Here is a 25472-nt window from a genome sequence, read left to right as displayed (position 1 = left end):
CAGTTGGGATGAGAAAAATTAAGTACAAGAAAGGAAGGAAAATGCAACCTTATAATTTAGAATATACAGGAATTCATAAAAGTAAGGAATCGGAGATGCAATTGTTTGTGTATGATGATTTGAATCTTACCGAATATGATGATTTTAAGGTTTCAGATTTAGATAAATATATTGAGGAACAAAAAACAAATTGGATTAATATACACGGTTTAAATAATGTGGAGTGGCTAAAATCAATTGGCGATTATTTTGAAATCGATAATTTTATGTTGGCCGATATTCTAAATACCACCCGAAGAACTAAACTGGAAGAGTCTCATGATTTTTTATTTTTCAACATAAAATCACTGTTACCTGCGGAACATTCGGATAATATAAGTGTAGAACAAATTAGTTTTTTGTTGAAAGACGGGATTCTAATTTCTTTTCAGGAAAAACGAAGTGATTTTTTTACGCACATTCGAGAACGCATCCGAACGCATTCAGGAATTGTCAGAACCAAGAAAGCTGATTATTTGTTGTACATCCTTCTGGATGCTATCATGGAAAATTTCTACATCACTTTAGAGAACGAGGAAGATAAAATAGAGGAATTGATTAATCTTACCAAGGAAAGTGTTGATCCTATAATTTTAGAAAAAATAGAGAAGCACAGGGATAATTTAAATTTTTTAAAACGCTCCATTATTCCGCTTCGGGATTCTTTATATGATATAAAAAGTATAAAAGACGATAACATATTTAATGTTATGGAAGCAGATAGTTTTAGCTTTTTTGCCCGATTGCATCAAAAGAGTTTAGAACTTTTAGAACAAATAGAATCCGATATGGGGTCTTTGGAAAGTGCATCTAATTTCTTTTTCTCGGCACAGACGCATAAGATGAATGAGATTATGAAAACCCTAACCATTGTATCTGCGATATTTATTCCGCTTACTTTTATTGTGGGGGTTTACGGAATGAATTTTGAATATATGCCGGAACTCAAACGTCATTATGGCTATCATACCGTTATTGGCGCAATGTTTTTAATAGTAGTTGGAATGATTGTTTATTTTAAAAAACGCCGTTGGTTTTAGAAATTAAAAAGGAATGTATCCAATTAATTTGGAATTAAATTTAAAAATAAAGAAATGAATAAGGCCATATACATTGCAACAAGCGAGCAAAATAGTGGGAAGTCGATTATTACGTTGGGATTGATGAGTATGCTTATTGGCAAAATGGCCAAAGTTGGTTATTTTAGACCCATTGTTGAAGATTTTGAAGAAGGAGGATTTGATAATCACATTGAAACCGTGATTGGTCATTTTGGGATGGATATTGAATTTGAAGATGCGTATGCCATTACAAAAAGTAAATTAATTAAAAAGAAGAACAAGGGAAAAATAGGAGAGGTTCTCGATTTGATTATTGAAAAATACAAGAAATTAGAAGAACGTTTCGATTTTGTTTTGGTTGAAGGAACCAGTTTTACGGGAGAAGGAACAGTTATCGAATTAGATATGAATGTTTTGATTGCCAAAAATCTTGGGATTCCAACGATTATTGTCGGCTCTGGAGTAGGCAAAACATTGGAGGAATTAATTGACAGTCTTTATTTAGCTTACGATTCTTTTAAAGTCAAAGATGTCGAAGTTTTGGCTGTCATCGCCAATAAAGTGCAGCCGGAGAATATTGAGTTAGTAACTAACGGTTTAAAGAAAAGCTTGCCCGAAAGTATATTGGTAAATTCAATTCCTTTGATTCATAATTTGAATAATCCAACGGTACAGGAAATTGTAAATGAGTTAGATGCTAAAGTTTTATTTGGCTCGGCACACTTGAACAATCAAACCGGAAATTTTAGTGTAGGTGCCATGCAATTGTGCAATTATTTGTTGCATTTGAAAGAAAATAGTCTGGTGATTACCCCTGGAGACCGAGCTGATATTATTCTGGGGGCATTACAAGCAAATGAATCCCTTAATTATCCGACCATTTCCGGAATTGTTTTGACAGGGAATATCTTGCCCGAGATTAGTATTTTGAAATTGATAGAAGGACTTTCGACCATTGTTCCAATTATTGCGGTGGAAGAAGGCACGTATTATATTACCAATAAAATAGGTTCCATTAAATCTAAAATTTACGCGAACAACAAGCAGAAGATTGAAATTTCTATTACTACTTTCGAAAAATATGTTGACTTAGACAATTTGGCTGAAAAGCTAATTACTTTTGAAGCGGAGGGAATGACGCCAAAAATGTTCCAATATAATTTAGTGAAAAGAGCCAGACAGCATAGGAAACACATTGTTTTACCGGAAGGAAATGATGAGAGAATCATTATTGCGGCTTCACAATTGTTGACGATGGATGTGGTTGATATTTCGATTATTGGCAACAAAAAACAAATTGAAAGCAAAGTGGCAGAGTTGGGACTTCCTTTTGATTTTTCTAAAGTACAAATCATAAATCCGATAGAATCGGAACATTATGATGATTATGTAAATACGTATTATGAGTTGCGAAAAGCAAAAAATGTAACCATAGGAATGGCTAAGGATTTAATGGAAGATGTCTCGTATTTTGGAACCATGATGGTGTACAAAGGGCACGCGGACGGAATGGTTTCCGGAGCGGCACATACCACGCAACATACTATTTTGCCTGCTTTGCAATTCATTAAAACAAAACCAAATTCATCTGTAGTTTCATCTATATTTTTCATGTGTTTAGAAGATAGGGTTTCTGTTTTTGGAGATTGTGCCATTAATCCAAATCCTACAGCGGAACAACTGGCAGAAATAGCAATTTCTTCTGCCGATTCCAGTTTGGCTTTTGGTATTGAACCAAAAATAGCCATGCTTTCGTATTCATCTGGTTCATCAGGAAAAGGCGATGAAGTAGATAAAGTAAGAGCAGCAACTGAAATTGTGAGAAGAAAGCGTCCCGATTTAAAAATTGAAGGACCAATTCAATACGATGCCGCAGTTGATATGGCTGTCGGAAAAAGTAAAATGCCAAATTCAGAAGTAGCAGGACAAGCCAGCGTTTTGATTTTTCCGGATTTAAATACAGGAAATAACACCTATAAAGCGGTTCAAAGAGAAACTGGCGCATTGGCAATTGGACCGATGTTACAAGGTTTGAATAAACCTGTAAATGATTTAAGCCGTGGTTGTACGGTAGATGATATTATAAATACAGTCGTGATTACAGCGATTCAAGCACAAGGATTATAAATCAATTATGAATTGTGAATTATTAATTATGAGTTTTGCTTCTTTGAGCGTTTAGTGAAAAGATTCAGAAAATCAGAAAATTAGTGACTTAGCAACTTAAAAAAAAATGAAAATAGTAATTATAAACTCAGGAAGTTCCTCCATAAAATACCAATTGATTAACATGCCGGCAAATGAAGTTATTTGTTCCGGGATGATTGACAGAATAGGACTGGAAACTTCGAATCTAACGTATGTAACGTATACGACTAAATTAGAAGAAACGTTGCCTATTGCAACCCATAAAATTGGTCTGGAAAAAATTGCCAAATTACTGATGGATGAAAAAGCAGGGGTGATTAAAAGTACGGATGAAATAGAAGCTGTTGGGCATCGTGTGGTGCATGGCGGAAGCGCTTTTTCGAATACGGTGATCATTACCAGTGAAGTAAAAGATAAAATCAGACAGCTTTTTGATTTGGCACCTTTGCATAATCCTGCTAACTTGGAAGGAATAAATGTTGCCGAAGAAATTTTTAATTCAGCACAACAAGTGGCTGTTTTTGACACGGCATTCCATCAAACGATTCCTGTTGTGGCGCACAAATATGCGGTGCCAAATTACCTTTTGACGGAAAATAAAATACGCGTTTACGGTTTTCACGGAACGAGTCACAAGTATGTTTCGGAAAATGCGATTAATTATTTAAAACAAAATTCTCAGAATAAAGGGTCTAAAATTATCACGATACATTTAGGAAACGGTTGCAGTATGACCGCTATAAAAGACGGAAAAAGCATTGATCATACGTTGGGTTTTGGCCCAATGAACGGATTGATTATGGGAACCCGAAGCGGAGATGTGGATCAATCGGTGATTTTTTATCTGGTAAATACATTGGGTTATTCGCTTGAGGCGGTGAATACGATGTTGCAAAAACAAAGCGGAATGCTTGGTCTTACCGGTTACAGTGATTTAAGGGATATTGAGGCCAATGCGGAGAACGGAAATGCGGATTGTCAATTGGCCTTGGCTATGAATGCGTACCGAATTAAGAAATATATTGGTTCGTATACCGCTGTTTTAAATGGACTCGATGCCATTATTTTTACGGCCGGAATTGGAGAAAATTCCTCTTACATTCGAAAATTAGTGTGCACGGATATGGATTATTTCGGAATAACATTGGATGCATCCAAAAATGAAATTCGTTCGAAAGAAATTAGAGAAATAAACACACCTGATTCCAAGACTAAAATATTGGTCATTCCTACCAATGAAGAAATTGAAATTGCCAATCAGGTATTTGAATTGTTAACGAATTAAGAAAATAACCAACTCAAAAAAAGCTTCTGTAAACAGAGGCTTTTTTATACCTTTTATTTGAGAAATCTAATTATATTTGGATATAAAATACCACATTTTGAAAGCAAGAATTACAACAATAATCCTACTCTATTTAATCTCATTTCCACTTTATTCACAGGAATTACTCCCTTTTGTAGAGAATTACAGCAAATCTGATTATCAAGGCGATAATCAGATTTGGAGTGTTGCACAAGGAAATGATAACGCCATGTATTTTGCCAATAATTATTATTTATTGCGGTATGATGGCGTAAAGTGGGAGAAATATAGTTTGCCAAACAAAACGATTATTCGCTCTGTAATGGTTGACGGTGACCGCATTTACACCGGTTCTTATAAAGAATTTGGCTATTGGTTCCGAGAAAAAGGAAAGATGCTTTACGTTTCTATTTCCAATTTTAATAAAACCAAAGTTTTTGACGACAGTGATAATGAAGAGATTTGGAAGATATTTAAATTTAACAATAAAATCTACTTTCAGTCTTTTAATGGGCTTTTCCAGTTTGACGGAAAAGTAATTAAAGAAAGCAAGTTTGATTTTCTGGTTTCCTATTGCTTCGCGGTTGGTAATGAATTGCTAGTTGCTTCGGTGGAAAAAGGAATTTATAAAATGAAGAATTCCAAGTTTGAAAAGATAGAAGGTTGGTCCGTTTTAGAGAATAACGTCATCCATGCTATTGAAAAACACCAAAACAAAACGTATTTTTTTACTAAAAAAAATGGGGTTTATGTGGAAGAAAATGGTATTCTGAGTGCTTGGAAAAGTTCATTAAATGATGTTTTGAAAGCAGCAAATATCAACGTTGCCAAATTTATTAAAAACAACAAATTAATCATAGGAACGGCTAATAAAGGGGTTTATATTTTTGATTTGAATTCTGGTTCGTATAAAAACATCAATCGAAATAATGTATTGATGAACAATTCCATTTTGAGTATTGGCCTGGATAAAGAAAATGATTTGTGGTTGGGGTTAGACAACGGAATTGCTCATATCGAGGTTAATTCTCCTATTTCTATTTTTTATGATAATTCAGGGATTTTAGGCTCCGTTTATTCCGTGGCAAGTACTCCAAAAGGCTATTTGATGGCTTCCAATCATGGCGTTTTTAAATATGAAGACAAGCTGCTTTCGTTAATTCCCAATACACAAGGACAAGCTTGGAACATCAGTAAAATAAATAACAAATACCTGATAGGTCACAACGAAGGGACTTTTGTTTACGAGAATGGATTATTTTCTAAATTAAGTACGATAAATGGAGGTTGGAATTTAGCAAAAAGCAGTATCAATAATTCATATTTGCAAGCAACATACAGCGGTGTAATCATTTATAATGACAGTAATGATTTGAATCAAAAGATTGTTATCGAAGGAATACTGAAGCCTATAAAATACGTTGCCCAAAACCGGAAAAACGAAATATGGGCTGCGGATAATAATAGAGGTTTGTATCGAATTTTGTATAATGATGCATACGAAACAACCGATATCAAGAATGTTACCCAGCACAGTAAGATAAGTAATGATTTTGGAGTAAAAATATTTGAGTTCAGAAATGAAATCCTTTTTTTGATTAATAAATCTTGGTATACTTATAATTCAATCACGAATCAATTAGAAGAAAATGAATTGTTTAATACTAATTTCAAAAATGTATCAAACATTGTTTCTATTGATGAAAATCACTTTCTGATACTACAAGAAGGGCTTTTATATCACATTTATGCTCATGACAATAAATTTATTCGCACTATTATTCAAGAGAAATATTACAAAGGAAAAATCATTAATGACAATTTAAAAGTATTCAAAAACAAAGACAATTATCTGTTGAATCTGGATGATGGTTTTATCTCGTTGCAATTAAAATATACAAACAAGAAAGAATCGAATATAAGCGTTGAAGCTTTTGTTAATGATGGTTTGGTTGAAAATAAATCAAAGATTCCATACAATTCAGAACTTCGCATACATGTATTATCAGGTGTTTTTGGAGCAACAAGACCTAATTTATTTTATAAAATCAATGGTGCCAAAGAATTTATTCCTGTGAATGAAGGTTTGATTGTTTTGAATAATTTGAATAGTGGTTCCAATGAGATTGCCGTTTATTTTCATGATGGACTGAATTATGATAAAATTTCCAACTTTCAATTTGTAGTGGCTAAGCCATGGTATTTTTCTCTTTGGATGATTTTACTGTATCTAGTTGTGATTGGAGGTATTCTGTATCTGTATTACAAATGGAATAAAATGCGATACATACAGAAACTGGAGTTGCGTGACGAAGAGTTAAAACATCAAAAGAAAATTCTGGAGATGAAATTGAAGGCAGAAAACGAATTGAATATTCAAGAATATGAAAAACATATTTTAGAGCTAGAATTGCAATCTAAATCTTCAGAGGTTGCCGGTAAATCACTTTCGATTGCGAAACAAAGTGAAATGATTGAAAATATTCAAAGTATTCTGGATTCAGATATGGATTTTAATAAACTGAAAAGTGAAATTAAAAAAGCCATAAAAATCAATTCTGTTAACAAGCATGAATGGGAAACGTTTGAAACAAATTTGAATCAAATCCACAATGAATTTATAATTAACCTTTCAAAAAAATATCCGAACCTGACTTCAAAGGATATTAAGCTTTGTATTTACTTAAAAATGAATCTTTCGTCCAAGGAAATTGCACCCATGATGAATATTTCTTTTAGAGGTGTAGAACTGCATCGCTACCGTTTAAGAAAGAAATTAAACCTTGTTCAAGATGAAAATCTTTCTAAATTTTTATTAACTGTATAAATAAGCTTTATTTTTTATAGATACTATATTATTTCAGCATATTTATTACGGAATCGCAACACATCATTACTACATCATATAGATGTAGTGTAGTATCTCATAACCGCTCTTATCGGCAGTAATACATAGATTTATGATTGTGTTTTACTATTTTGATGTATTCGTGTAGTATCGCCGTTTTGCTTACTATAACGTTGTAATTATTTACTTTGGCTCCACTAACTTTAACAAATCATTAATATATGAGAAATATTATTTTTAGCTTTTTAGCACTCATTTTACTACCGGCATACATGTCTGGACAAGTAATTAAGGGAAAAGTATTAGATAAAGATGGAATTGGTATTCCAGGAGCCATGATAGTTGCGGCTGATTCTAAAACTTCAACTGATACCGATTTTGACGGTAATTTTAGTATCAATGCCAAAGTAGGTGAGGTATTAAAAATTAGCATGGTAGGTTTTGACGCTTTATCTGTTCCTGCAACAGCAGCACCGATGAGCATAAATTTACAAGAATCCAAAGACACTGAATTAAAAGAAGTGGTTATCATTGGTTATGGAACCAGAAAAAAGATTGACAACACTACGGCAATTACTTCATTAAAAGCAGAGGAAATATCTAAAACCAAAGTATTGAATGCTTCCCAAGCCATACAAGGTAAAGCGGCAGGTGTTCAGGTAATTTCTTCAGACTTACCAGGAAGTACTCCTTCGGTAATTATTAGAGGTTTGGGTACTGCTTTAGGTGGACGAACTCCTTTGTATGTTGTAGATGGAATGCCTACTGATAATATCAATAACATAAATACAAATGATATTACCTCTTATGAAATCTTGAAAGATGCATCTTCCTTAGCCATTTATGGTACAAGAGCAGCAAACGGTGTTATCATAATTACGACTAAAAAGGGTAAAGGAGACAAGGTTTTAGTTGAATTTGAAAGTTTTGCCGGTTTTAGAAAACCATTGAGAACGGTAAAAATGGCAGGAAGTGAGGCATATGCCCGATATTCAAATGCTGCTTTAAACAACACTACTTTTTCTGAAAATCAACCTGTTAATACAAATTGGTTAGATGCTATTACAAGAACAGGTTCTTACACTCAAAATAATGCATCCATTTCTGGGTCAACCGAGAGTGTAAAATACTTTTTCAGTATTGGGAATTATGAAGAAAAAGCAATTTTAAACGGTCTTGATTATAGTCGTTTTACTTTTAGAAATAACAACGAATATAAAATTTCTAAAAAATTGACTTTAAATCAAAACTTTAGTTTTACATCAGCTAATTCAAGTCCAAAACCATTAGGTGCTTTTACTAACGCTTACAAACAATCTCCCATCGTTCCGGTACGTTTTGCATCAGGTCAATACGGGGTTTCTTTTGTAGATGCTAATGGTGTAGCTAATACGAGTGGTTCTTCTTTTAATAATGTTGGAAATCCAGTTGCTCAATTAGACTTTTATGATGAAGAACAACGTAGTATAAGTTTACAAGGAGGTTTAAAATTAGATTACGATATTTTAAAATCATTAAAATTTACCTCACAGTTTAATGGTGAATATTATTCTTGGAAGCAATATAATTTTGATGATACAAGAACTATTGATATTGCTGGAGATCCAAGTCCAGGAAATACTTTGCCAACGAATATTAATGAGTTGACTAAAGGAAGAGAGCAATATTTTAATTGGAATTTATCAAATTATTTAACCTACAATAAAGTATTTAATGAAATTCATGATGTTGAACTAACTGCAGGTATCGAAACATCCGTTAAAGGAGCAAGAGAAAAATTGACGATAAGAAGAAAGAATGTCAATGCAAATTCTAATTATTGGTCATTAGCAGGTGTTGATAATGTAGCGAATGTAATCAGTTATAGAGATGAAGTATTCAATGAAACCAGATTGGCATCATACTTTGGTCGTTTTCAATATAAATTAATGGACAGATACTTAATTACAGGAACAATCAGACGTGATGGTTCCTCTAATTTTGCTAAAGATTATCGTTGGGGAACTTTCCCTGCCTTTGGTTTAGGATGGGTTATTACCAAAGAAGAATTTATGGCTAATGCAACAGGAATAGACTTGTTGAAATTAAGAGGAGGTTGGGGTAGATTAGGAAATCAAACCGTACCGCTTAACAACCAGGCTTATGCATCAGGACTTACCAGTTATTTAGGAGGTTCAATATTAAATGAAGGAACTACAGTCAATTCTCAAGTAGATCCAAGTCTTTCTTGGGAAATCACGGAAGAAACTTCAGTAGGTTTAGATTTTGAATTATTGAATAAGAGATTAAAAGGATCTTTTGATGTTTATGAAAAAAACACAACAAATGTAATTTTGAATGTGAGACCTTATCCAACTTCAGGAATTGTTGTAGCTACGCCAGGACATGTAGGGGAAGTATCTAACAAAGGGTATGAAATTGCATTGCGTTGGGATGATAAGTTAACGGACAACTTGAGTTACTGGGTTGGAGGAAATTATTCAAAAAATATAAATAAACTTTCAGGTTTGAAGGATTTTGATATTTCTCCAATTATCGGAGGTAATTTAGGTAACGGTCAGGATACTAAATTGCTTAATAGCACCTCTGTAGGTCAGCCACTGGGAAGTTTTTATATCTATGAATTTGCTGGTATAGATCCTGCAAATGGTAAAATGTTATATTATAATGCAAGTGGTGCAAAAGTGACTCAAGATGCTTTATCTGCAACTAATGATAAAAAATATGCAGGCTCAATATTACCAAAATCTAATTATGGGGTAACAGTGGGTTTAAACTATAAAAACATTGATTTTTCTGTTGACGGATATGGTACAGGTGGGGCAAAAGTTTACAATGGTAAAAAAGCACAACGGTTTACAGGCGAAAATATAGAGCAATCATTAGCTACAGACTTCTGGAGTGTGAGTAATACAAATGCTTCAAATCCGGCTCCATTCAATCAAGTGCCGGTTGCTTCTACATACTATTTAGAATCGGGTGATTTCTTCAGAGTCAATAACATTACTTTAGGTTATAAAGTTCCAATGAAGGAAAATCAATTTTTAAGCTATTGCAGGATATATATGAATGCTATAAATCCATTTATCACCCAAAAATTCTCAGGTTTCTCTCCTGAACTAAATGGAGATGGTAATCCTTACGGTAATCAAGGAATTGAGTTGGATGCTTATCCTACGTTAAGATCTTTCGTTATTGGTGCTAATTTAAAATTTTAATATTATGAAAAAGATATATATAACAATGTTCGCGTTATCCGCTTGCTTTTTTTCGGGATGTGCTGATGATTATTTAGATGTAGACCAAACAGAATCTATTTCTACAACAGATATTGAATTGTTCAATAATGACGCTGGTGCAACCACTTTTGTAACTTCAATTTATAGCAAATTTTTAGATTGGGATATGACTTCTTTTGGTTGGATCGGACTCTCAAGCATTACTTCTGACGATGCCGATAAGGGCTCATCTCCTGGAGACACAGGAACTGATAAAGATGTGTTAGATGCATTAACATACAACGCATCAAACCCTTCAGTAGAAAGTACTTTTAATGCCAATTATGATGGAATTAACAGATGCAATCAAGCTTTAAATATTATTCCTAAATTAGATAAAGCAGATGCAAATTTAAGAGCGAGGCTACTTGGGGAAGCTAAATTTTTAAGAGCATTTATGTATTTTACATTAGTAAAAGCGTATGGTGGTGTACCTATTGTAGATCATTTACCAAATCCTACATCTGAAGAGGATAAAATAATGTTGTTGACTCGTAAAACTGCTGCTGAGGTGTATGCTTTTATCGAAAGCGATTTGAATGATGCAATTGCAGTATTGCCTAATAAATCAGTGTATTCAGCTGATGAAAAAGCAAGAGCTTCAAAAGGTGCAGCCCATGCTTTATTGGCTAAAGTAAATTTATATCAAAAAAACTGGCAAAAAGTGGTAGACAATTGCAATTTGGTTACAGGTTATTCTATTGTTCCAGATTACGCTGCTATGTTTAGACTATCGGGAGAAAACGGCGATGAATCTATTTTTGAAATCAATGGTGTAGGTTCAGTTCCTGCAAAAGGGATTCAAGGGTATTCAGCTAGTCAAGGAGCTCGTGGTGCTGGTGGATGGGGTTGGGGATTCAATACTCCATCTCAAAGTTTGGTAAACGCTTATGAAGTAGGGGATGTGAGAAAAAATGCAACAATCATTTTTAGAGGAACGACCTTATACGATGGTAGAGTAGTACCAGTTACTGTTGAAAATGAAAGATACAACTTTAAAGCATATTCTTCTGCTTTTACAGATGGTTGGGAAACAGATGTAAATATTAAATATTTGAGATATGCTGAAGTACTTTTAATGAAAGCTGAAGCGTTAAACGAATTGAACCAAACTCCGGCGGCTATTCTTTTGTTGAACCAAATCAGAAACAGAGCAGGATTAGCAAATACAACTGCGGTATCTCAAGGCGATGTAAAAACTGCAATCTGGAAAGAAAGAAGAGTAGAAATGGCTTTTGAGCACGACAGATTCTTTGATTTAGTAAGAACAGGACAAGCGGCAGCTGCATTTGCTGTTGATGGTAAAACATTTACTGTAGGTAAAAACGAGTTATTTCCTATACCGGATTCTTTTATTAGACAAGCTGCTGGTTTGTCAAGTCAAAACTCGGGGTATAATTAAAAGATAATAATCTCCCTTCTGCAAAAAAAAAGAGCAGAAGGGAGATTTATTTCAAATAACATAAATTGTTTAAAATCCAAAGATGATTAAAATCTCCGTTTTATTTATAGCTTTTACTTTTCTCGGTTGCAGCTCCTATAGTGATAAATCAAATGAAAGTGAAAAAGCAAAAACTCCTATTGTGCAAGTAACAGATGAGGAACTTATAGATCTCGTACAGAAGCAAACTTTTGCTTATTTTTGGGAATATGTAGAGCCAAATTCTGGTTTGGCACGGGAACGCTACCATCCTGACGGTATTTATCCTGAAAATGATGCTCATGTGGTTACCACCGGAGGTTCCGGGTTCGGATTGATGGCAATAGTTTCAGGTATGTCTAGAGGCTATGTCACGAAAGAGGAAGGTATCAAAAGATTGAATAAAATCGCCAATTTCCTTGCTAATGCAGATCGTTTTCATGGAGCTTGGTCACATTGGATTGATGGAAATACTGGTAAAGTAAAACCTTTTGGGATAAAAGATAATGGAGGTGATTTAGTAGAAACTTCTTTTTTGGCAGCCGGTTTTATAGTTGTCAGGGAATACCTCAAAAACGGAACAGCCGATGAAAAGGCCGTCAGCCAAAAATTTGATGAACTTTGGAAAGGAATTGATTGGAAATGGTACACGAACAATCAGAATAAATTATACTGGCATTGGTCTCCTAATTACAACTGGGATATGAATTTTGCCTTAGAAGGTTATAATGAATGTTTGATTACGTATGTCATGGCAGCATCTTCGCCATCACACCCTATAACTCCTGCAGTTTATCATGAAGGATGGGCAAGAAATGGAGGCATAGTTTCAACCAAAACCAAATACAATTTGCCATTGATTTTAAAACACAATGGAGCTGAAGAATTTGGAGGACCTTTATTCTGGGCTCATTATTCTTATTTAGGATTAGACCCAAATCAGTTAACCGATAAATATGCTAATTATTGGGATTTAAATTCGAATCATACTAAAATCAATTATTTATACGCAATTGCTAATCCTAAGAATTATAAAGGATATGGTGCTGATTATTGGGGTTTAACAGCTTCCTATTCTAGAAATATGGATGGCTCAGTAGGCTATGATGCACATATGCCAAGCAATGATAAAGGGGTTGTTTCTCCTACAGCGGGAATAAGTTCAATCGTTTATACTCCTACAGAATCAAAAATATTTATAAGAAATTTATATGAAAATCATAAAGCGGAAACCTTTGGTGTTGCTGGATTTTATGACGCTCACAGTTTACAGTATCAATGGACAACAAAACGGTATTTAGCTATTGATCAAGGACCGGAAATGGTTATGTTAGAAAATTATCGTACTGGTTTAATATGGAATTTATTCATGAATGCACCAGAGGTAAAACAAGGTTTAATTAACCTTGGCTTTCATTCTGGGAAGTATAATTTCTAATTGCATATGAAGCATCTAATTATAGCAACAGCCTTTTTAGTATCGTGGAATTCCTTTTCACAAAGTGATGTAATTGGTACTATAAAAACCGAAATCGTACAAGAACGCGAATTAACTTTTGCTTTGCATATTCCAAAGAATACTAAAGAAAAAAAGCCGCTGATTGTTTTTCTTCATGGTTCTGGTGAAAAAGGAACCGATATCGAAAAAGTAAAAGCGCATGGACCATTCAAGTATTTGAAAAGTCAGGAATTAGATGCGTATGTTCTGGCACCGCAATGTCCGGAGAATGAATATTGGAATGAAGAAGTTGTATATCGTTTGATTTTAAAAATTCAAAAAGAGAACAATATCGATAGCAACAGAATTTATCTTACAGGTCTTAGTATGGGTGCTTGGGGCGCTTGGAATCTAGTTTTTGCACATCCTGAAACCTTTGCCGCATTAGTTCCTATTGCCGGATATGTGGATAGAATTCCGATGATAGAAAACTGTAAAATCGCAGCCATTCCAACTCGGATTTTCCATGGTTTACTGGATGATGTCGTGAATGTAGAGTATTCGATTGCGATGTATAAAAAATTGAAAACCTGTAATATGAATGTGGCACTAACGATTTTTGATGATGCAAATCACGATAGTTGGACAAGAGTATATGACAACCAAGAAATTTATGATTGGATGTTCAAACAAACAAAAAACAGATAAAATGAAAATTAAACTTATTATATTCCTTATTGGCTTTTCACTTTTTGGCTACAGCCAAAAAAAGACAACTAAAAAGGCAGTTACAATCAAACCCAAAACAGAATTCGTAGCTGAATTACTTTCGAAAATGACTTTGGAAGAGAAAATTGGCCAATTGAATTTACCAACTTCTGGTGATATTACAACTGGTGCTGCCAGTAGTTCTAATGTAGCTAAAAATATCGAAGAAGGTAAAGTTGGCGGATTATTCAACATCAAATCAGTTCAGAAAATAAAAGAAGTACAGAAAATTGCTGTCGAAAAAAGCCGATTGAAGATTCCGTTGCTTTTTGGAATGGATGTTATTCACGGGTATGAAACAACCTTTCCAATTCCGCTTGGATTGTCTTGTACTTGGGATATGAAATTAATTGAAAGAAGTGCTCAAATTGCAGCACAGGAAGCCAGTGCCGATGGAATCAACTGGACTTTTTCTCCTATGGTTGATATTTCTCGTGATCCACGCTGGGGAAGAGTTTCAGAAGGTTCGGGTGAAGATCCGTTTTTGGGAAGCCAAATTGCGAAAGCAATGGTCAACGGGTACCAACAAAATGATTTGTCAAAGAACAATACCATTTTATCATGTGTGAAACATTTTGCTTTGTATGGCGCGCCAGATGCAGGACGTGATTACAACACGGTTGATATGAGCCGAATAAAAATGTACAACGATTATTTTCCTCCATACAAAGCTGCTATTGATGCCGGAGTTGGTTCGGTTATGGCGTCTTTCAATGAAATTGATGGGATTCCCGCTACCGGAAACAAATGGTTAATGACTGATGTGTTGAGAAAACAATGGGGTTTTAATGGTTTTGTGGTGACTGATTTTACAGGAATTCCTGAAATGATAGAACACGGAATGGGGGATTTACAAACTGTATCAGCTTTGGCATTAAATGCCGGAATTGAAATGGATATGGTGGGTGAAGGTTTCCTTACTACTTTGAAGAAATCATTGGAAGAAGGAAAAGTGAGTATCGAACAAATTGATAATGCGGCTCGCCTTATTTTGAATGCCAAATATGATTTGGGATTATTTCATGATCCTTACAAGTATTGTGATGAAAATAGAGCAAAAACTGAAGTCTTTACAAAAAGCCACAGATCAGAAGCTAGAGCTATTTCAGCACAATCTTTAGTTTTATTAAAAAACAACAATCAATTGCTTCCTTTAAAAAAATCAGGAACAGTTGCAGTTATAGGCCCATTGGCTGATGCCAAAGAAAATATGGCGGGTACTTGGAGTGTGGCTACTAATATGGATAAATCCATTTCATTAATAGCCGGAATCAAAGAAGTTGCCGGTGATGCTACAAAAGTGCTTTACGCCAAAGGAAGCAATTTGGATTATGATGCAGCTTTCGAAGAAAAAGCAACTATGTTCGGAAAAACGTTGCACCGCGATAGCAGAACTACCGAAGAATTATTGGCGGAAGCCTTGAAAATAGCCAATCAATCTGATGTTATTGTGGCCGCTTTAGGGGAATCAGCAGAAATGTCCGGAGAAAGCAGCAGCCGAACTAATTTGGAAATACCACAAGCTCAAAAAGACTTATTACAAGCATTATTGAAAACAGGAAAACCAGTTGTTTTGGTTTTGTTTACAGGACGTCCATTGGTATTGGTTCAGGAACATGAAACTGTTCCGGCAATATTGAATACTTGGTTTGCAGGAAGCGAAGCTGGAGCTTCTATCGCTGACGTTTTGTTTGGAAATGAAAATCCTTCCGGAAAATTAACAGCTACATTTCCAAGAAGCGTAGGTCAGGTGCCTATTTATTACAATCAAAAAAATACCGGAAGACCACTTGCGAATAAAGAAGGGAAGTTTGAAAAATTCAGATCGAATTATATTGACGAAAGAAATGAGCCTTTATATCCTTTTGGTTTTGGATTGAGTTATACCACTTTTGGCTATTCAAACTTGAAAATTTCATCTGATAAAATAAATTTCATCGAAAAAGTAATGGTTAGCGTTGATGTTACAAATACTGGAAATTTTGATGGGAAAGAAGTAGTTCAATTGTACATAAGAGATTTAGTAGGATCGGTTACAAGACCTCTAAAAGAATTGAAAGGATTCCAAAAAGTAGTCCTTAAAAAAGGAGAAAAAAGAACAGTAACTTTCGAAATTTCTGTTGAAGAACTAAAATTCTATAATTCTGATTTACAATTTATTGCTGAACCGGGTGCTTTTCAAGTTTTTGTAGGTACGGATTCCAGCACTGATAATAAAGTTGATTTTGTGTTGATTAAGTAAATGTTTGGTTTGTTTATTTATGATCAGCCCTTCGGTATTTATATCGAAGGGTTTTTTTATGAAAAAAATGCTTTTAAAAGCGCCAAGAAGATCAATGGCTTTTGTTTGTTTTTTTATAAATCTAGAAAAATAATTTATTAGTTTTTTTTTAATCTGCTATCAAATATTCATTAAGAATCACGAAATTGCCGTTCCTATTGAAACCGAAAAATTAAAACCATCATTGTATTAAATTATGAGAAAATCAATTTTATGTGTTGCACTATTCCTTAACGGAATTGTTCTTTTTGCTCAAACTAAAGAAGAACAAACGATGAAGGAAATTTATAAATCTTCCTTAACGAATGCTAAATGTTATCCATGGCTAGACCATTTGTCTAATAAAATTGGCTCTCGATTATCGGGCTCAACTGGAGCAGAAAAAGCAGTTTTGTATACCAAAGCGCAATTGGAAACACTTGGATTAGATAAAGTATACCTTCAGGAAGTGATGGTTCCAAAATGGGTTAGGGGCGAAAAAGAAATCGCTTATTTACAATTTGGAAATCAAAAAATCACTTTTCCAATATGTGCGCTTGGCGGCTCTGTTGCCACTCCAAAAAAAGGATTACAAGCGACAATAATTGAAGTAAACAGTTTAGAAGAATTAATAGCATTAGGGGAATCAAAAGTAAAAGGGAAAATTATTTTCTTTAACAGGCCTATGAATCCTGAATTCATAGAAACTTTCAAAGCGTATGGTAGTTGTGTGGACCAAAGATCCTCAGGCGCAAAAGAAGCGGGGAAACTGGGTGCATTGGCCGTTATCGTAAGATCAATGAATTTGCGATTGGATGATTTTCCACATACCGGTGCAACCAATTATGGAGAAATTTCAAAAGAACAACGAATTCCTGCTGCTGCGATTAGTACAAATGGAGCCGAACTTTTAAGTAAAAGTTTAAAAGAAAAACCCAACGCACTATTCTATTTAAAACAATCGTGTCAGACATTTGATGATGTTTTGTCTTATAATGTTGTTGGTGAAATGACGGGTTCAGAACATCCAGAAAGAATAATGGTCGTTGGAGGACATCTTGATTCTTGGGATTTAGGGGACGGATCTCATGACGATGGCGCTGGATGTGTGCAAAGTATGGAAGTATTGAATATCTTTAAGAATATAGGATATAAACCTAAAAATACGCTTCGTGTGGTATTGTTCATGAATGAAGAAAACGGTGTTCGCGGCGGAAAAGAGTACGAAGATCAATCCAATAAAAATAAAGAGAACCATATTTTTGCTTTAGAAAGTGATTCAGGAGGATTTTCACCAAGAGGTTTTTCAATTGATGCTGATGAAGCAAATTTCAATAAAATCAGTAGTTGGGCAACTTTATTCGAACCGTATTTAGTTCATAAATTTGTAAAAGGACATTCTGGTGTTGACATTGGTCCATTGAAATCAAATCACATCGTAAAAGCTGGATTACAACCAGATTCACAACGTTATTTTGATTATCATCATGCTGCAAATGACACTTTTGATGCTATCAATAAAAGAGAATTAGAATTAGGAGCGGCTACTATGGCTTCATTGCTGTATCTGATAGATCAGAATGGAATTGTAAAATAAAAACACCAAATTTGTGAAGGTGCTACAATATGTTTTTTTTCAATATTTGAAGGAAATAATGAATGTAGCACCTTCATTTATTTTACTCTCCACGGCTATTCGGCCACCTAAACTCGTGATGTGATTGTAGACCAGATATAATCCTATACCATTACTGTCAACGTTATTATGGAATTTTTCATATAAACCAAAAATCTTATCTTTCACTTTATCCATATCAAAACCTAGTCCATTATCAGAAAAAATTAATTGGTTTACGCCATTAACTTTTCTAGATTGAATGGTAATAATAGGTGCTTGATGAGGTTTTGCATATTTAATTGAATTGGTTAGTAAATTCAAAAAAATACTTTTGATATATGCCTTGTTAAAAGTAACATTTTCAAAAGCTGAAAAGTCAACATTAATAATTGCTTTTGAATCACATACCAAAGAATTTATGGATGCAAGAACTTCAGCAAGTGATTCAGTTAAATTTATTTCTTCAATTTGAGTGTTGATACTCTCGTTTTCTACTAATTGATCAATAGAATCATTTAAAGTTTGTTTTAAATTTTCACTGGTTAATTTAAGAATTTCTACTAACTCCAACGTTTCTGGATCATTGATTTTAGAGACATCGATAAGACTAAAAACCGAAAGCATGTTATTAATAGGTGACTTTAAATCATGGGATGTTTTGTGTGATAAAACGGTAAGTTCCTTATTGATTTGTGTAAGATTTGCCAAAAGTAAATTGCGTTCCTCTTCTACTTTTTTTTTGTGAGTGATGTTCTTGGCTATTGCATATACTAATTTTTCGGACTCGACAGGCATAGATGTCCAAGATAGCCATACAATGGCTCCGCTTTTAGTTAAATATCTATTTTCGAAATTTAAAAGAGGCTTGTTTTTATATACTTGCTCTCTGGTTTCTATAGTGATTTTAAGGTCTGGAGTATAAACAAAACTGCTGATAGGTCTCTCATATAATTCTTCTTCTGAAAAGCCTAATAATTTTGAAACAGCGGGATTTATTCTCTTGAAAAAGCCATCAAATCCTGCGATACAAATAAAATCAGCTGAGATATTAAAAAAATTATCAAAGTGATAGATCCCTTCTGAATCAGGATTACTTTTTTTTACAGTCATTGATTTTAAAAGTTACTTATTATTCGGATTTTGGGCAAATACAAATTTTATGAGTTGTTTAATTTTGTTCTTTTGAAAAAAAACCTAATATCCAAATTTAGCTAATAATTATTTATAATAAAAGCGATGCTGCAAACAAATTTATAATTAAAATATGCGTATCCAATCCATTAAAATAAAAAAAATAGATTAAACAAAACAAGGCTGTCATTTTACAGACAGCCTCGTTTTGTTATAGTTTAGATAGTGTTTATATTCTGAAAATTCCTCCCACAGCAATGATTCTCTGAAAAAAGAAAAAATCTTGTGAGGCAGTATCCTCTGAGCTTTTTGTAGTTCGTATATCTTGCATGTTGATATAACCGCCTTTAAGTTCTCCTTGAATATAAAAGTGCTTGAAAAAAGTAACATTCAATCCTGCTTTCAAAGAAGTTCCATACCCTGAAACATGAAAATCGTCATGACGTTCTTTTCCTAATAATGTTGTATTAGTTTTTGGATACAAAAGACCAAAACCTACTCCTTCAGTTAGATTAACTTGAATTTTGTCTGTATTTTTAATTTTGAAAACAGAAGAAATATCATCGTGTCTTGAAAATTCTGTATTTACATAATTTAAACCATCGGTGTGTTCATACATTAGAAACTCTTCGGTCAAAAGCACCTGATTGTTTGGCAATAACTCATTATACGATCCTGGATTAGGATAGTAACCATCAATATTTACGGCTTTATCTTGTGTCATCACATATTTCATGTGATCCACTCCTATAGCAACACTATAATGATCATTTATAAAGTATCCCAATCTAAAATTAGTTTGAGGAATGGTCATTCTGGCTGGATTGAGGTAGTCAACATGCCATCCTTTTGGTTTGTCATGCGCTTGAATGTTCTCCAAAGTAAAGTTGTAGTCTTTACCGCGAAAAGTCACGTCAGATTTAGAATAGCTGTCTCTATTTCCACCCCATGAAACAAAAAATTTCCCTTTGTTATGACTGGTGTATCGATCTTGTATTATTGTTTTTTCCTGTGCAATTGTAGTATTAGTAAATAGTATAATTAGGAATGCTGAAAATAAAAAAAAATGCTTCAATGAATTTGGGCCTAAAGTTAAAATGTATTTATTGTTTTTCTAATGGCAACTAACTTGGTCATTAAGGATTCAAAGTAATCTAAATGCAACATATTTGCTCCATCGCTTTTTGCATTAGCAGGATCAAAATGAGTTTCAATAAAAATTCCATCCACACCTACAGCTATACCAGCTTTGGCAATGGTTTCAATCATATCTGGTCTTCCGCCAGTTACACCAGCCGTTTGGTTGGGTTGTTGCAGTGAGTGTGTAACATCAAGAACAGTAGTAGCATATTGTTGCATCGTAGGAATTCCTCTAAAATCAACAATCATATCTTGGTAGCCAAACATCGTTCCTCTATCCGTAACCATCACGTTTTCATTGTGACAATCCAATACTTTTTGAACTGCATGTTTCATACTTTCCGGACTCATAAATTGTCCTTTTTTCAAGTTGACCACTTTTCCGGTATTGGCAGCAGCCACTACTAAATCGGTTTGACGCACTAAAAAAGCAGGGATTTGCAATACATCAACATATTGAGCAGCCATATCCGCATCTTCATTCGTATGAATATCCGTAACAGTAGGAACTTTAAAGGTTTCCGAAATTTTTCTAAGGATTTTCAATGCTTTTTCATCTCCAATTCCTGAAAAACTGTCAATTCTAGAGCGGTTTGCTTTCTTGAAAGAACCCTTAAAAACGAAAGGGATTTGTAAATTATCAGTAATACCGACTAGTTTTTCGGCAATTCGCATCGCCATTTCTTCACCTTCAATGGCACAAGGACCAGCAAGTAGGAAGAAATTACCACTGTCAGTATATTTAATTTGTGGAATATGTTGTAGGTTCATAATATGAATTTTTTAGAAAGTGCAAAGGTAGTTATGATTTGCGATTTCCGATTTATGATTTGCAAATAATTTATTGATTAACTTTTTATTAGGAGCTTTTTCCTGCTGTACGTTGCAATCTCCCTGAAAAACGGGAGGATTTCCACTGCCATCAGGGCTAGGGAATTGGTTTATAAGGATATTTTGGGATTTGAAGTCTATTATTTTTTCAATGAAAGTCCCGTTGGAACCATCAAAATTCCTTTTTCATAGATGTTCAAATAGAGTAGTATTGGTTTTTTTTGGCCAACCCATTTTAATTCATAAACATCCAGAAATCCGGCACCCATTTCACTTCTTTTTGTTGGAAAGGGACAGCAGCTTTCTAATTTAGTAAACGTAATTTTTTCACCATTAGGCCCTGCTAATGCGTTCAAAAACCGACCTTGATTGATTGTTTCGTTTTTAGTGTTATTAAAGAAAATATTGATGGGATAATCTTTATCATAACCATATTTTTTGTCGTTACTGTATTCCGTAATTACAAAAGTATTGTCTTTAGAAAGAGTAAGGTTTGGTGCATTATCATCCGTATTTTTCAAAGTAGATTGTGTACTGGTGCAAGAAGCTATACTAATTAGTAACGCAATAAAAAAGATTGATTTGTTCATGTTCAGTGTAAATTTATTAGGTAAAATTAATTAGCAATTACAATACCATGTAATTTAAATAATACAAATATAAACAGAACTTTAGACCTTAGTGCGTGTTCCCGTAATAATTTGGATACACACTTTTTTACCGAATGTAGCATTTCTTCCAAAATCTCGTAAAATGCTTCTTATCTTTGCACAAAAAAACAACATGGATATTATTTTTCAAACATGGTCCTGGTATATTTCTGGATTTTTGATTGGTATGATTATGCTTTCTTTGATTTATTTCGGAAAGTCTTTCGGGATGTCTTCTAATTTGCGTTCGCTGTGCTCTATGGCTGGTTTAGGAAAACGAGTCGCTTTTTTTGATTTTGATTGGAGAGCACAACGCTGGAATTTAGTAGTCGTTCTTGGAGCTATGTTAGGTGGTTTTGTTGCCGTTCATTTTTTGAGCGATACTTCAAATGTGGACATTAATCCTAAAACAATTGCACAATTAGCACAACTTGGTATTGAAGCTCCAAACGGAAAATTAATGCCGGATGCACTTTTTGGAATCTCCATTTTAGAATCTCCAAAAAGTATTTTTATACTGCTTATAGGTGGCGTTTTGATTGGTTTTGGTTCTCGTTATGCCGGTGGTTGTACTTCAGGACATGCCATTTCAGGCTTGAGTAATTTACAAATCCCTTCTTTGAAAGCGGTTATTGGATTTTTCATCGGCGGATTGATAATGGCGCATTTTTTATTGCCATTGATTTTAAAATAAGAATTACTAAGCAATCATAATGACCTTAATATTAAAATAAAAATCATGAAAAATATAATAAAATATGTATTAGTTGGATTTGTTTTTGGAATCGTACTGACTAAATCTGAAGCCGTTTCTTGGTATCGCATTTATGAAATGTTTCAATTTCAGTCGTTTCACATGTACGGAATTATTTCTGTGGCTATCTTCACGGGAATTATTGGTATTCAAATCATAAAAAGAAACAACATAAAAGACATCAAAGGAGAATCGATTGAAATTCCAGATAAAGAAAAAGGTTCTGCTCGCTACTGGATTGGCGGATTGTTTTTTGGATTGGGTTGGGCTTTGGTAGGTTCTTGCCCGGGACCAATATTTATATTGCTTGGCGCTGGTTTTTGGACCGTTTCTATAGTACTTTTCGGAGCTCTTTTGGGAACTTATTTATATGGATTATTGAAAAATAAATTACCTCATTAATCGATAAATAGCTTGTATCAAAGTAGCATTCTCGTATGAAAATGCTACTTTTTTTTGTTTAATTTCAAAATGCCGGTAACAATCAAGTATTGTGCAAGTAAGTAGGTTGACATAATCAAGAAGGAACTGTATTGCAGCGGTGCATAAAATTTATCAAATGCCAAAATACTATCTGAAGCTACAAAAATGGTAGCACCAATTAAAATATATATACTGGCAGGCTTTTGCCAATTTAAAAAGCCTTTGAGCGCAAATAACAACATAATGGAAATTGTGAGTGCATATAGAAAAACAGGAATTTTTAAGTCTCCCAAACTTGGTAATAAAATCAGCATCATTACGATTAAATAAAAGGCAATTGCTGTAACTCCTACCCAGAAAATGATTTTACTTTTCTTTAAATAAATCTTTAATTGTTTGCTGAACAGTATAATATAAGAAATATGCGAAAGTAGAAAGGCAATCAGCCCTGCAATAAAATATAATTCTCCTTTGTCAGCAAACATCAAAATAATATCACCTATCCATGACAAAGTCAAGGCAGTTAAAAGAATTTTCTTAGTAGTAAATCTTTCGTGTAAATAAACTGCCAGAATTAGAAACGGCAATAAAAATGGTTTTAAAAACCAAACAATATCTTCTCTTCCAAAAAGAATTATCAAAAGATAAACAAGACTAAACCCTATAAAACTCTTTAATATTATGTTGTTTTTCATATATTCTTTTTAAGATTGAGCTACAATCATAGTTTCTTTTTCAAAATTACTGTTGACAAAATAAATGGTTACTATCAATGACAAAACAAGATAGCTTACAATAACGTAACTCGCAAAAGGAAAAAATTGATTCATTCCAAACCAATCTCCAAAATAGAAAATTAGTCCAATCCCAAATGCAAAACGGATACTTTCCCAGAATACAGAAATTTTGCGGGTATCCATTAATTCCGTGTAACTGTAAACGGTCAGAAAAATGAATGCGCCGTAAATAAATACATTTGGCAAACCTATTATCGCAATGGAATTATACATATAACTAATAAGTAACAACGTAATAATAGCTTGAAATAAGGACCAGTACATCAGTTTTTTAGAATGTTGAACGCCGTATTTTTCAAAATTATAGACATCGGTGATTTTAGTAACGGGATATTTTTCTTCAAAATTTTCTGGACGCCAGCCAGTTGGTTTAAACCAAATGGTAAACTTGTCTTTCCAGTTTTCGGCGCGCCAAGCATCTGTAATGAGTAACCATAAATGTTGAAAATTAATCCGAATAGGATTCCAGGTTCTCGCTGGTCTTGTTATTCCAAAAACGGGTGGAACAGTTTCTAATTCTGCTTGAAAAGTACCAAACAATTTATCCCAAATGATGAATATCTGTGAATGATTTTTATCCATATATTCTGGGTTAATAGCATGATGAACCCTATGATGTGATGGAGAAACCAGTATGTTTTCCAGAAAACCAATTTTTTTTATGTGCTTAGTGTGATACCAGAATTGCAGGAATAAATGAATCGGTAAGGTTATCGCAATCACTTTGGAGGGAACTCCTAAAAGAGCGGCTGGAATCAATAAAAAGGTAAACAGATTGACAAAACTGGAAACGGGTTGGCGAAGGGCACAGGCCAGATTGAATTCCTCACTACTGTGATGAATGGCATGTTTGTTCCATAAAAAATTAATTTGATGAGACAAACGATGACTCCAATAGCCATAAAAATCAATAGCGATAAATCCTATGAGATAAGTAAAAAAGGTCGCTTCAAGATCGAATAAAGCTATTTTAGAGACAATCCAATCATAGGAAACTAGCGTAATGCTGAGCCCCAAAACATCTTTTAGGGAGTTAACCATTCCAGAGCTTACGCTCGAAACAGAATCCATATTTGGTGCGGTGTCTTCCCCTTTATAATGCCCGTAAATTTTTTCGATAATAATTAATATTAAGAAAATGGGCATTACAAAAACTAAAATTTTACCATATTCTTCCATAAAAACACTTTTTTTTATTCAAATATAGAATAAAAGAGAATGTTTTTGAATTATTCACAGTAATTTATTTTTTAAAGGGAAGTTTTATTAGTCTTAAATTATCTCCGCATTTAATCCTGCTTCTAATAATTGGGTGCATTGTGGTTTTAATTTTTCGTAAGGACCCGTTTTCACGGTACACTTCCCATTATAATGCACAATTAATGAACATTGTTCGGCTTGTTCCGGAGTGTGATTACAAACGCGAATCAAAGTTTCAATAACATGGTCAAAAGTATTTACATCATCATTGTAAACTACTATTTCATTGTCCAGACTTATAGCTTCCTTGACGCTAACTCTTTCTCTTACTTTTTCTTTAGTACTCATTTTGTAGGTTTTTG

Annotated in this window: 19 protein-coding genes; 12 read left to right on the top strand and 7 right to left on the bottom strand. The window is 33.9% G+C overall.

All coding sequences use genetic code 11. The annotated features are described in order from the left end of the window. Positions 1-8 precede the first annotated feature (8 nt). The 10 genes from corA to QLS97_RS12705 all read left to right on the top strand — a co-directional run bounded on the left by corA (position 9) and on the right by QLS97_RS12705 (position 18163). Positions 9-1079, top strand: coding sequence for a magnesium/cobalt transporter CorA (gene corA / locus QLS97_RS12750; protein WP_282717153.1), 1071 nt, complete (start codon positions 9-11; stop codon positions 1077-1079). Positions 1080-1133: 54 nt separating this feature from the next. Beyond that, a complete protein-coding gene (gene pta, locus QLS97_RS12745; protein ID WP_282717152.1) occupies positions 1134-3227 on the top strand; it encodes a phosphate acetyltransferase in 2094 nt (697 codons plus the stop codon). Between the two features lie 106 nt (positions 3228-3333). Continuing rightward, complete coding sequence (locus QLS97_RS12740) at positions 3334-4533, top strand: acetate/propionate family kinase (RefSeq protein WP_282717151.1); 1200 nt, start codon at positions 3334-3336, stop codon at positions 4531-4533. Positions 4534-4630: 97 nt separating this feature from the next. Further along, positions 4631-7381: a helix-turn-helix and ligand-binding sensor domain-containing protein gene (locus QLS97_RS12735; protein ID WP_282717149.1), complete on the top strand. Its 2751-nt coding sequence runs from the start codon at positions 4631-4633 to the stop codon at positions 7379-7381. A gap of 242 nt (positions 7382-7623) precedes the next feature. Next, the gene (locus tag QLS97_RS12730; protein WP_282717148.1) at positions 7624-10620 is read left to right on the top strand and encodes a SusC/RagA family TonB-linked outer membrane protein; all 2997 of its coding nucleotides are present in this window, start codon (positions 7624-7626) and stop codon (positions 10618-10620) included. Positions 10621-10624: 4 nt separating this feature from the next. After that, positions 10625-12082 (top strand): RagB/SusD family nutrient uptake outer membrane protein, encoded by a 1458-nt coding sequence (locus QLS97_RS12725; protein WP_282717147.1) that lies wholly within the window; start codon positions 10625-10627, stop codon positions 12080-12082. Positions 12083-12164: 82 nt separating this feature from the next. After that, positions 12165-13538 (top strand): glucoamylase family protein, encoded by a 1374-nt coding sequence (locus QLS97_RS12720; RefSeq protein ID WP_282717145.1) that lies wholly within the window; start codon positions 12165-12167, stop codon positions 13536-13538. A gap of 6 nt (positions 13539-13544) precedes the next feature. Next, positions 13545-14246, top strand: coding sequence for a carboxylesterase family protein (locus QLS97_RS12715; RefSeq protein WP_282717143.1), 702 nt, complete (start codon positions 13545-13547; stop codon positions 14244-14246). Position 14247: 1 nt separating this feature from the next. After that, the gene (gene bglX, locus QLS97_RS12710) at positions 14248-16548 is read left to right on the top strand and encodes a beta-glucosidase BglX (RefSeq protein ID WP_282717141.1); all 2301 of its coding nucleotides are present in this window, start codon (positions 14248-14250) and stop codon (positions 16546-16548) included. Positions 16549-16783: 235 nt separating this feature from the next. Continuing rightward, positions 16784-18163 carry a M28 family peptidase gene (locus QLS97_RS12705; RefSeq protein WP_282717140.1) on the top strand — a complete coding sequence of 460 codons (1380 nt, stop codon included), beginning with the start codon at positions 16784-16786 and terminating at the stop codon, positions 18161-18163. Between the two features lie 39 nt (positions 18164-18202). On the opposite strand, the gene QLS97_RS12700 is transcribed toward QLS97_RS12705, so the two are convergent. The 4 genes from QLS97_RS12700 to QLS97_RS12685 all read right to left on the bottom strand — a co-directional run bounded on the left by QLS97_RS12700 (position 18203) and on the right by QLS97_RS12685 (position 21876). Next, positions 18203-19294, bottom strand: a complete 1092-nt coding sequence (locus QLS97_RS12700) for a PAS domain-containing sensor histidine kinase (protein ID WP_282717138.1) — start codon at positions 19292-19294, stop codon at positions 18203-18205. 250 nt (positions 19295-19544) lie between these two features. Beyond that, the gene (locus QLS97_RS12695; RefSeq protein ID WP_282717136.1) at positions 19545-20390 is read right to left on the bottom strand and encodes a hypothetical protein; all 846 of its coding nucleotides are present in this window, start codon (positions 20388-20390) and stop codon (positions 19545-19547) included. Positions 20391-20407: 17 nt separating this feature from the next. Further along, on the bottom strand, positions 20408-21226 hold the full coding sequence (kdsA, locus tag QLS97_RS12690; RefSeq protein ID WP_282717134.1) for a 3-deoxy-8-phosphooctulonate synthase: 819 nt from the start codon (positions 21224-21226) through the stop codon (positions 20408-20410). A gap of 200 nt (positions 21227-21426) precedes the next feature. Next, the gene (locus QLS97_RS12685) at positions 21427-21876 is read right to left on the bottom strand and encodes a 2-dehydro-3-deoxyphosphooctonate aldolase (RefSeq protein WP_282717132.1); all 450 of its coding nucleotides are present in this window, start codon (positions 21874-21876) and stop codon (positions 21427-21429) included. 193 nt (positions 21877-22069) lie between these two features. Here QLS97_RS12685 and QLS97_RS12680 point away from each other — a divergent pair, with 193 nt between their 5' ends. After that, positions 22070-22630, top strand: a complete 561-nt coding sequence (locus QLS97_RS12680; RefSeq protein ID WP_282717236.1) for a YeeE/YedE family protein — start codon at positions 22070-22072, stop codon at positions 22628-22630. 45 nt (positions 22631-22675) lie between these two features. Beyond that, on the top strand, positions 22676-23092 hold the full coding sequence (locus QLS97_RS12675; RefSeq protein WP_282717130.1) for a DUF6691 family protein: 417 nt from the start codon (positions 22676-22678) through the stop codon (positions 23090-23092). A 44-nt stretch (positions 23093-23136) separates the two neighbouring features. Here QLS97_RS12675 and QLS97_RS12670 read toward each other — a convergent pair whose 3' ends face one another. From QLS97_RS12670 to QLS97_RS12660, 3 genes are all read right to left on the bottom strand, one after another. Beyond that, positions 23137-23808, bottom strand: coding sequence for a lysoplasmalogenase (locus QLS97_RS12670; protein ID WP_282717129.1), 672 nt, complete (start codon positions 23806-23808; stop codon positions 23137-23139). A 9-nt stretch (positions 23809-23817) separates the two neighbouring features. Beyond that, on the bottom strand, positions 23818-25089 hold the full coding sequence (locus tag QLS97_RS12665) for a sterol desaturase family protein (RefSeq protein WP_282717127.1): 1272 nt from the start codon (positions 25087-25089) through the stop codon (positions 23818-23820). A gap of 93 nt (positions 25090-25182) precedes the next feature. Then, complete coding sequence (locus QLS97_RS12660) at positions 25183-25458, bottom strand: ATP-dependent Clp protease adaptor ClpS (RefSeq protein WP_282716208.1); 276 nt, start codon at positions 25456-25458, stop codon at positions 25183-25185. Between the last annotated feature and the right edge of the window lie 14 nt (positions 25459-25472).

Source organism: Flavobacterium yafengii (assembly GCF_030010375.1).
Classification (GTDB): domain Bacteria; phylum Bacteroidota; class Bacteroidia; order Flavobacteriales; family Flavobacteriaceae; genus Flavobacterium; species Flavobacterium yafengii.
The sequence above is the reverse complement of the archived record's forward strand: the minus strand, read 5'-3'. Positions and strand labels throughout refer to the sequence as shown.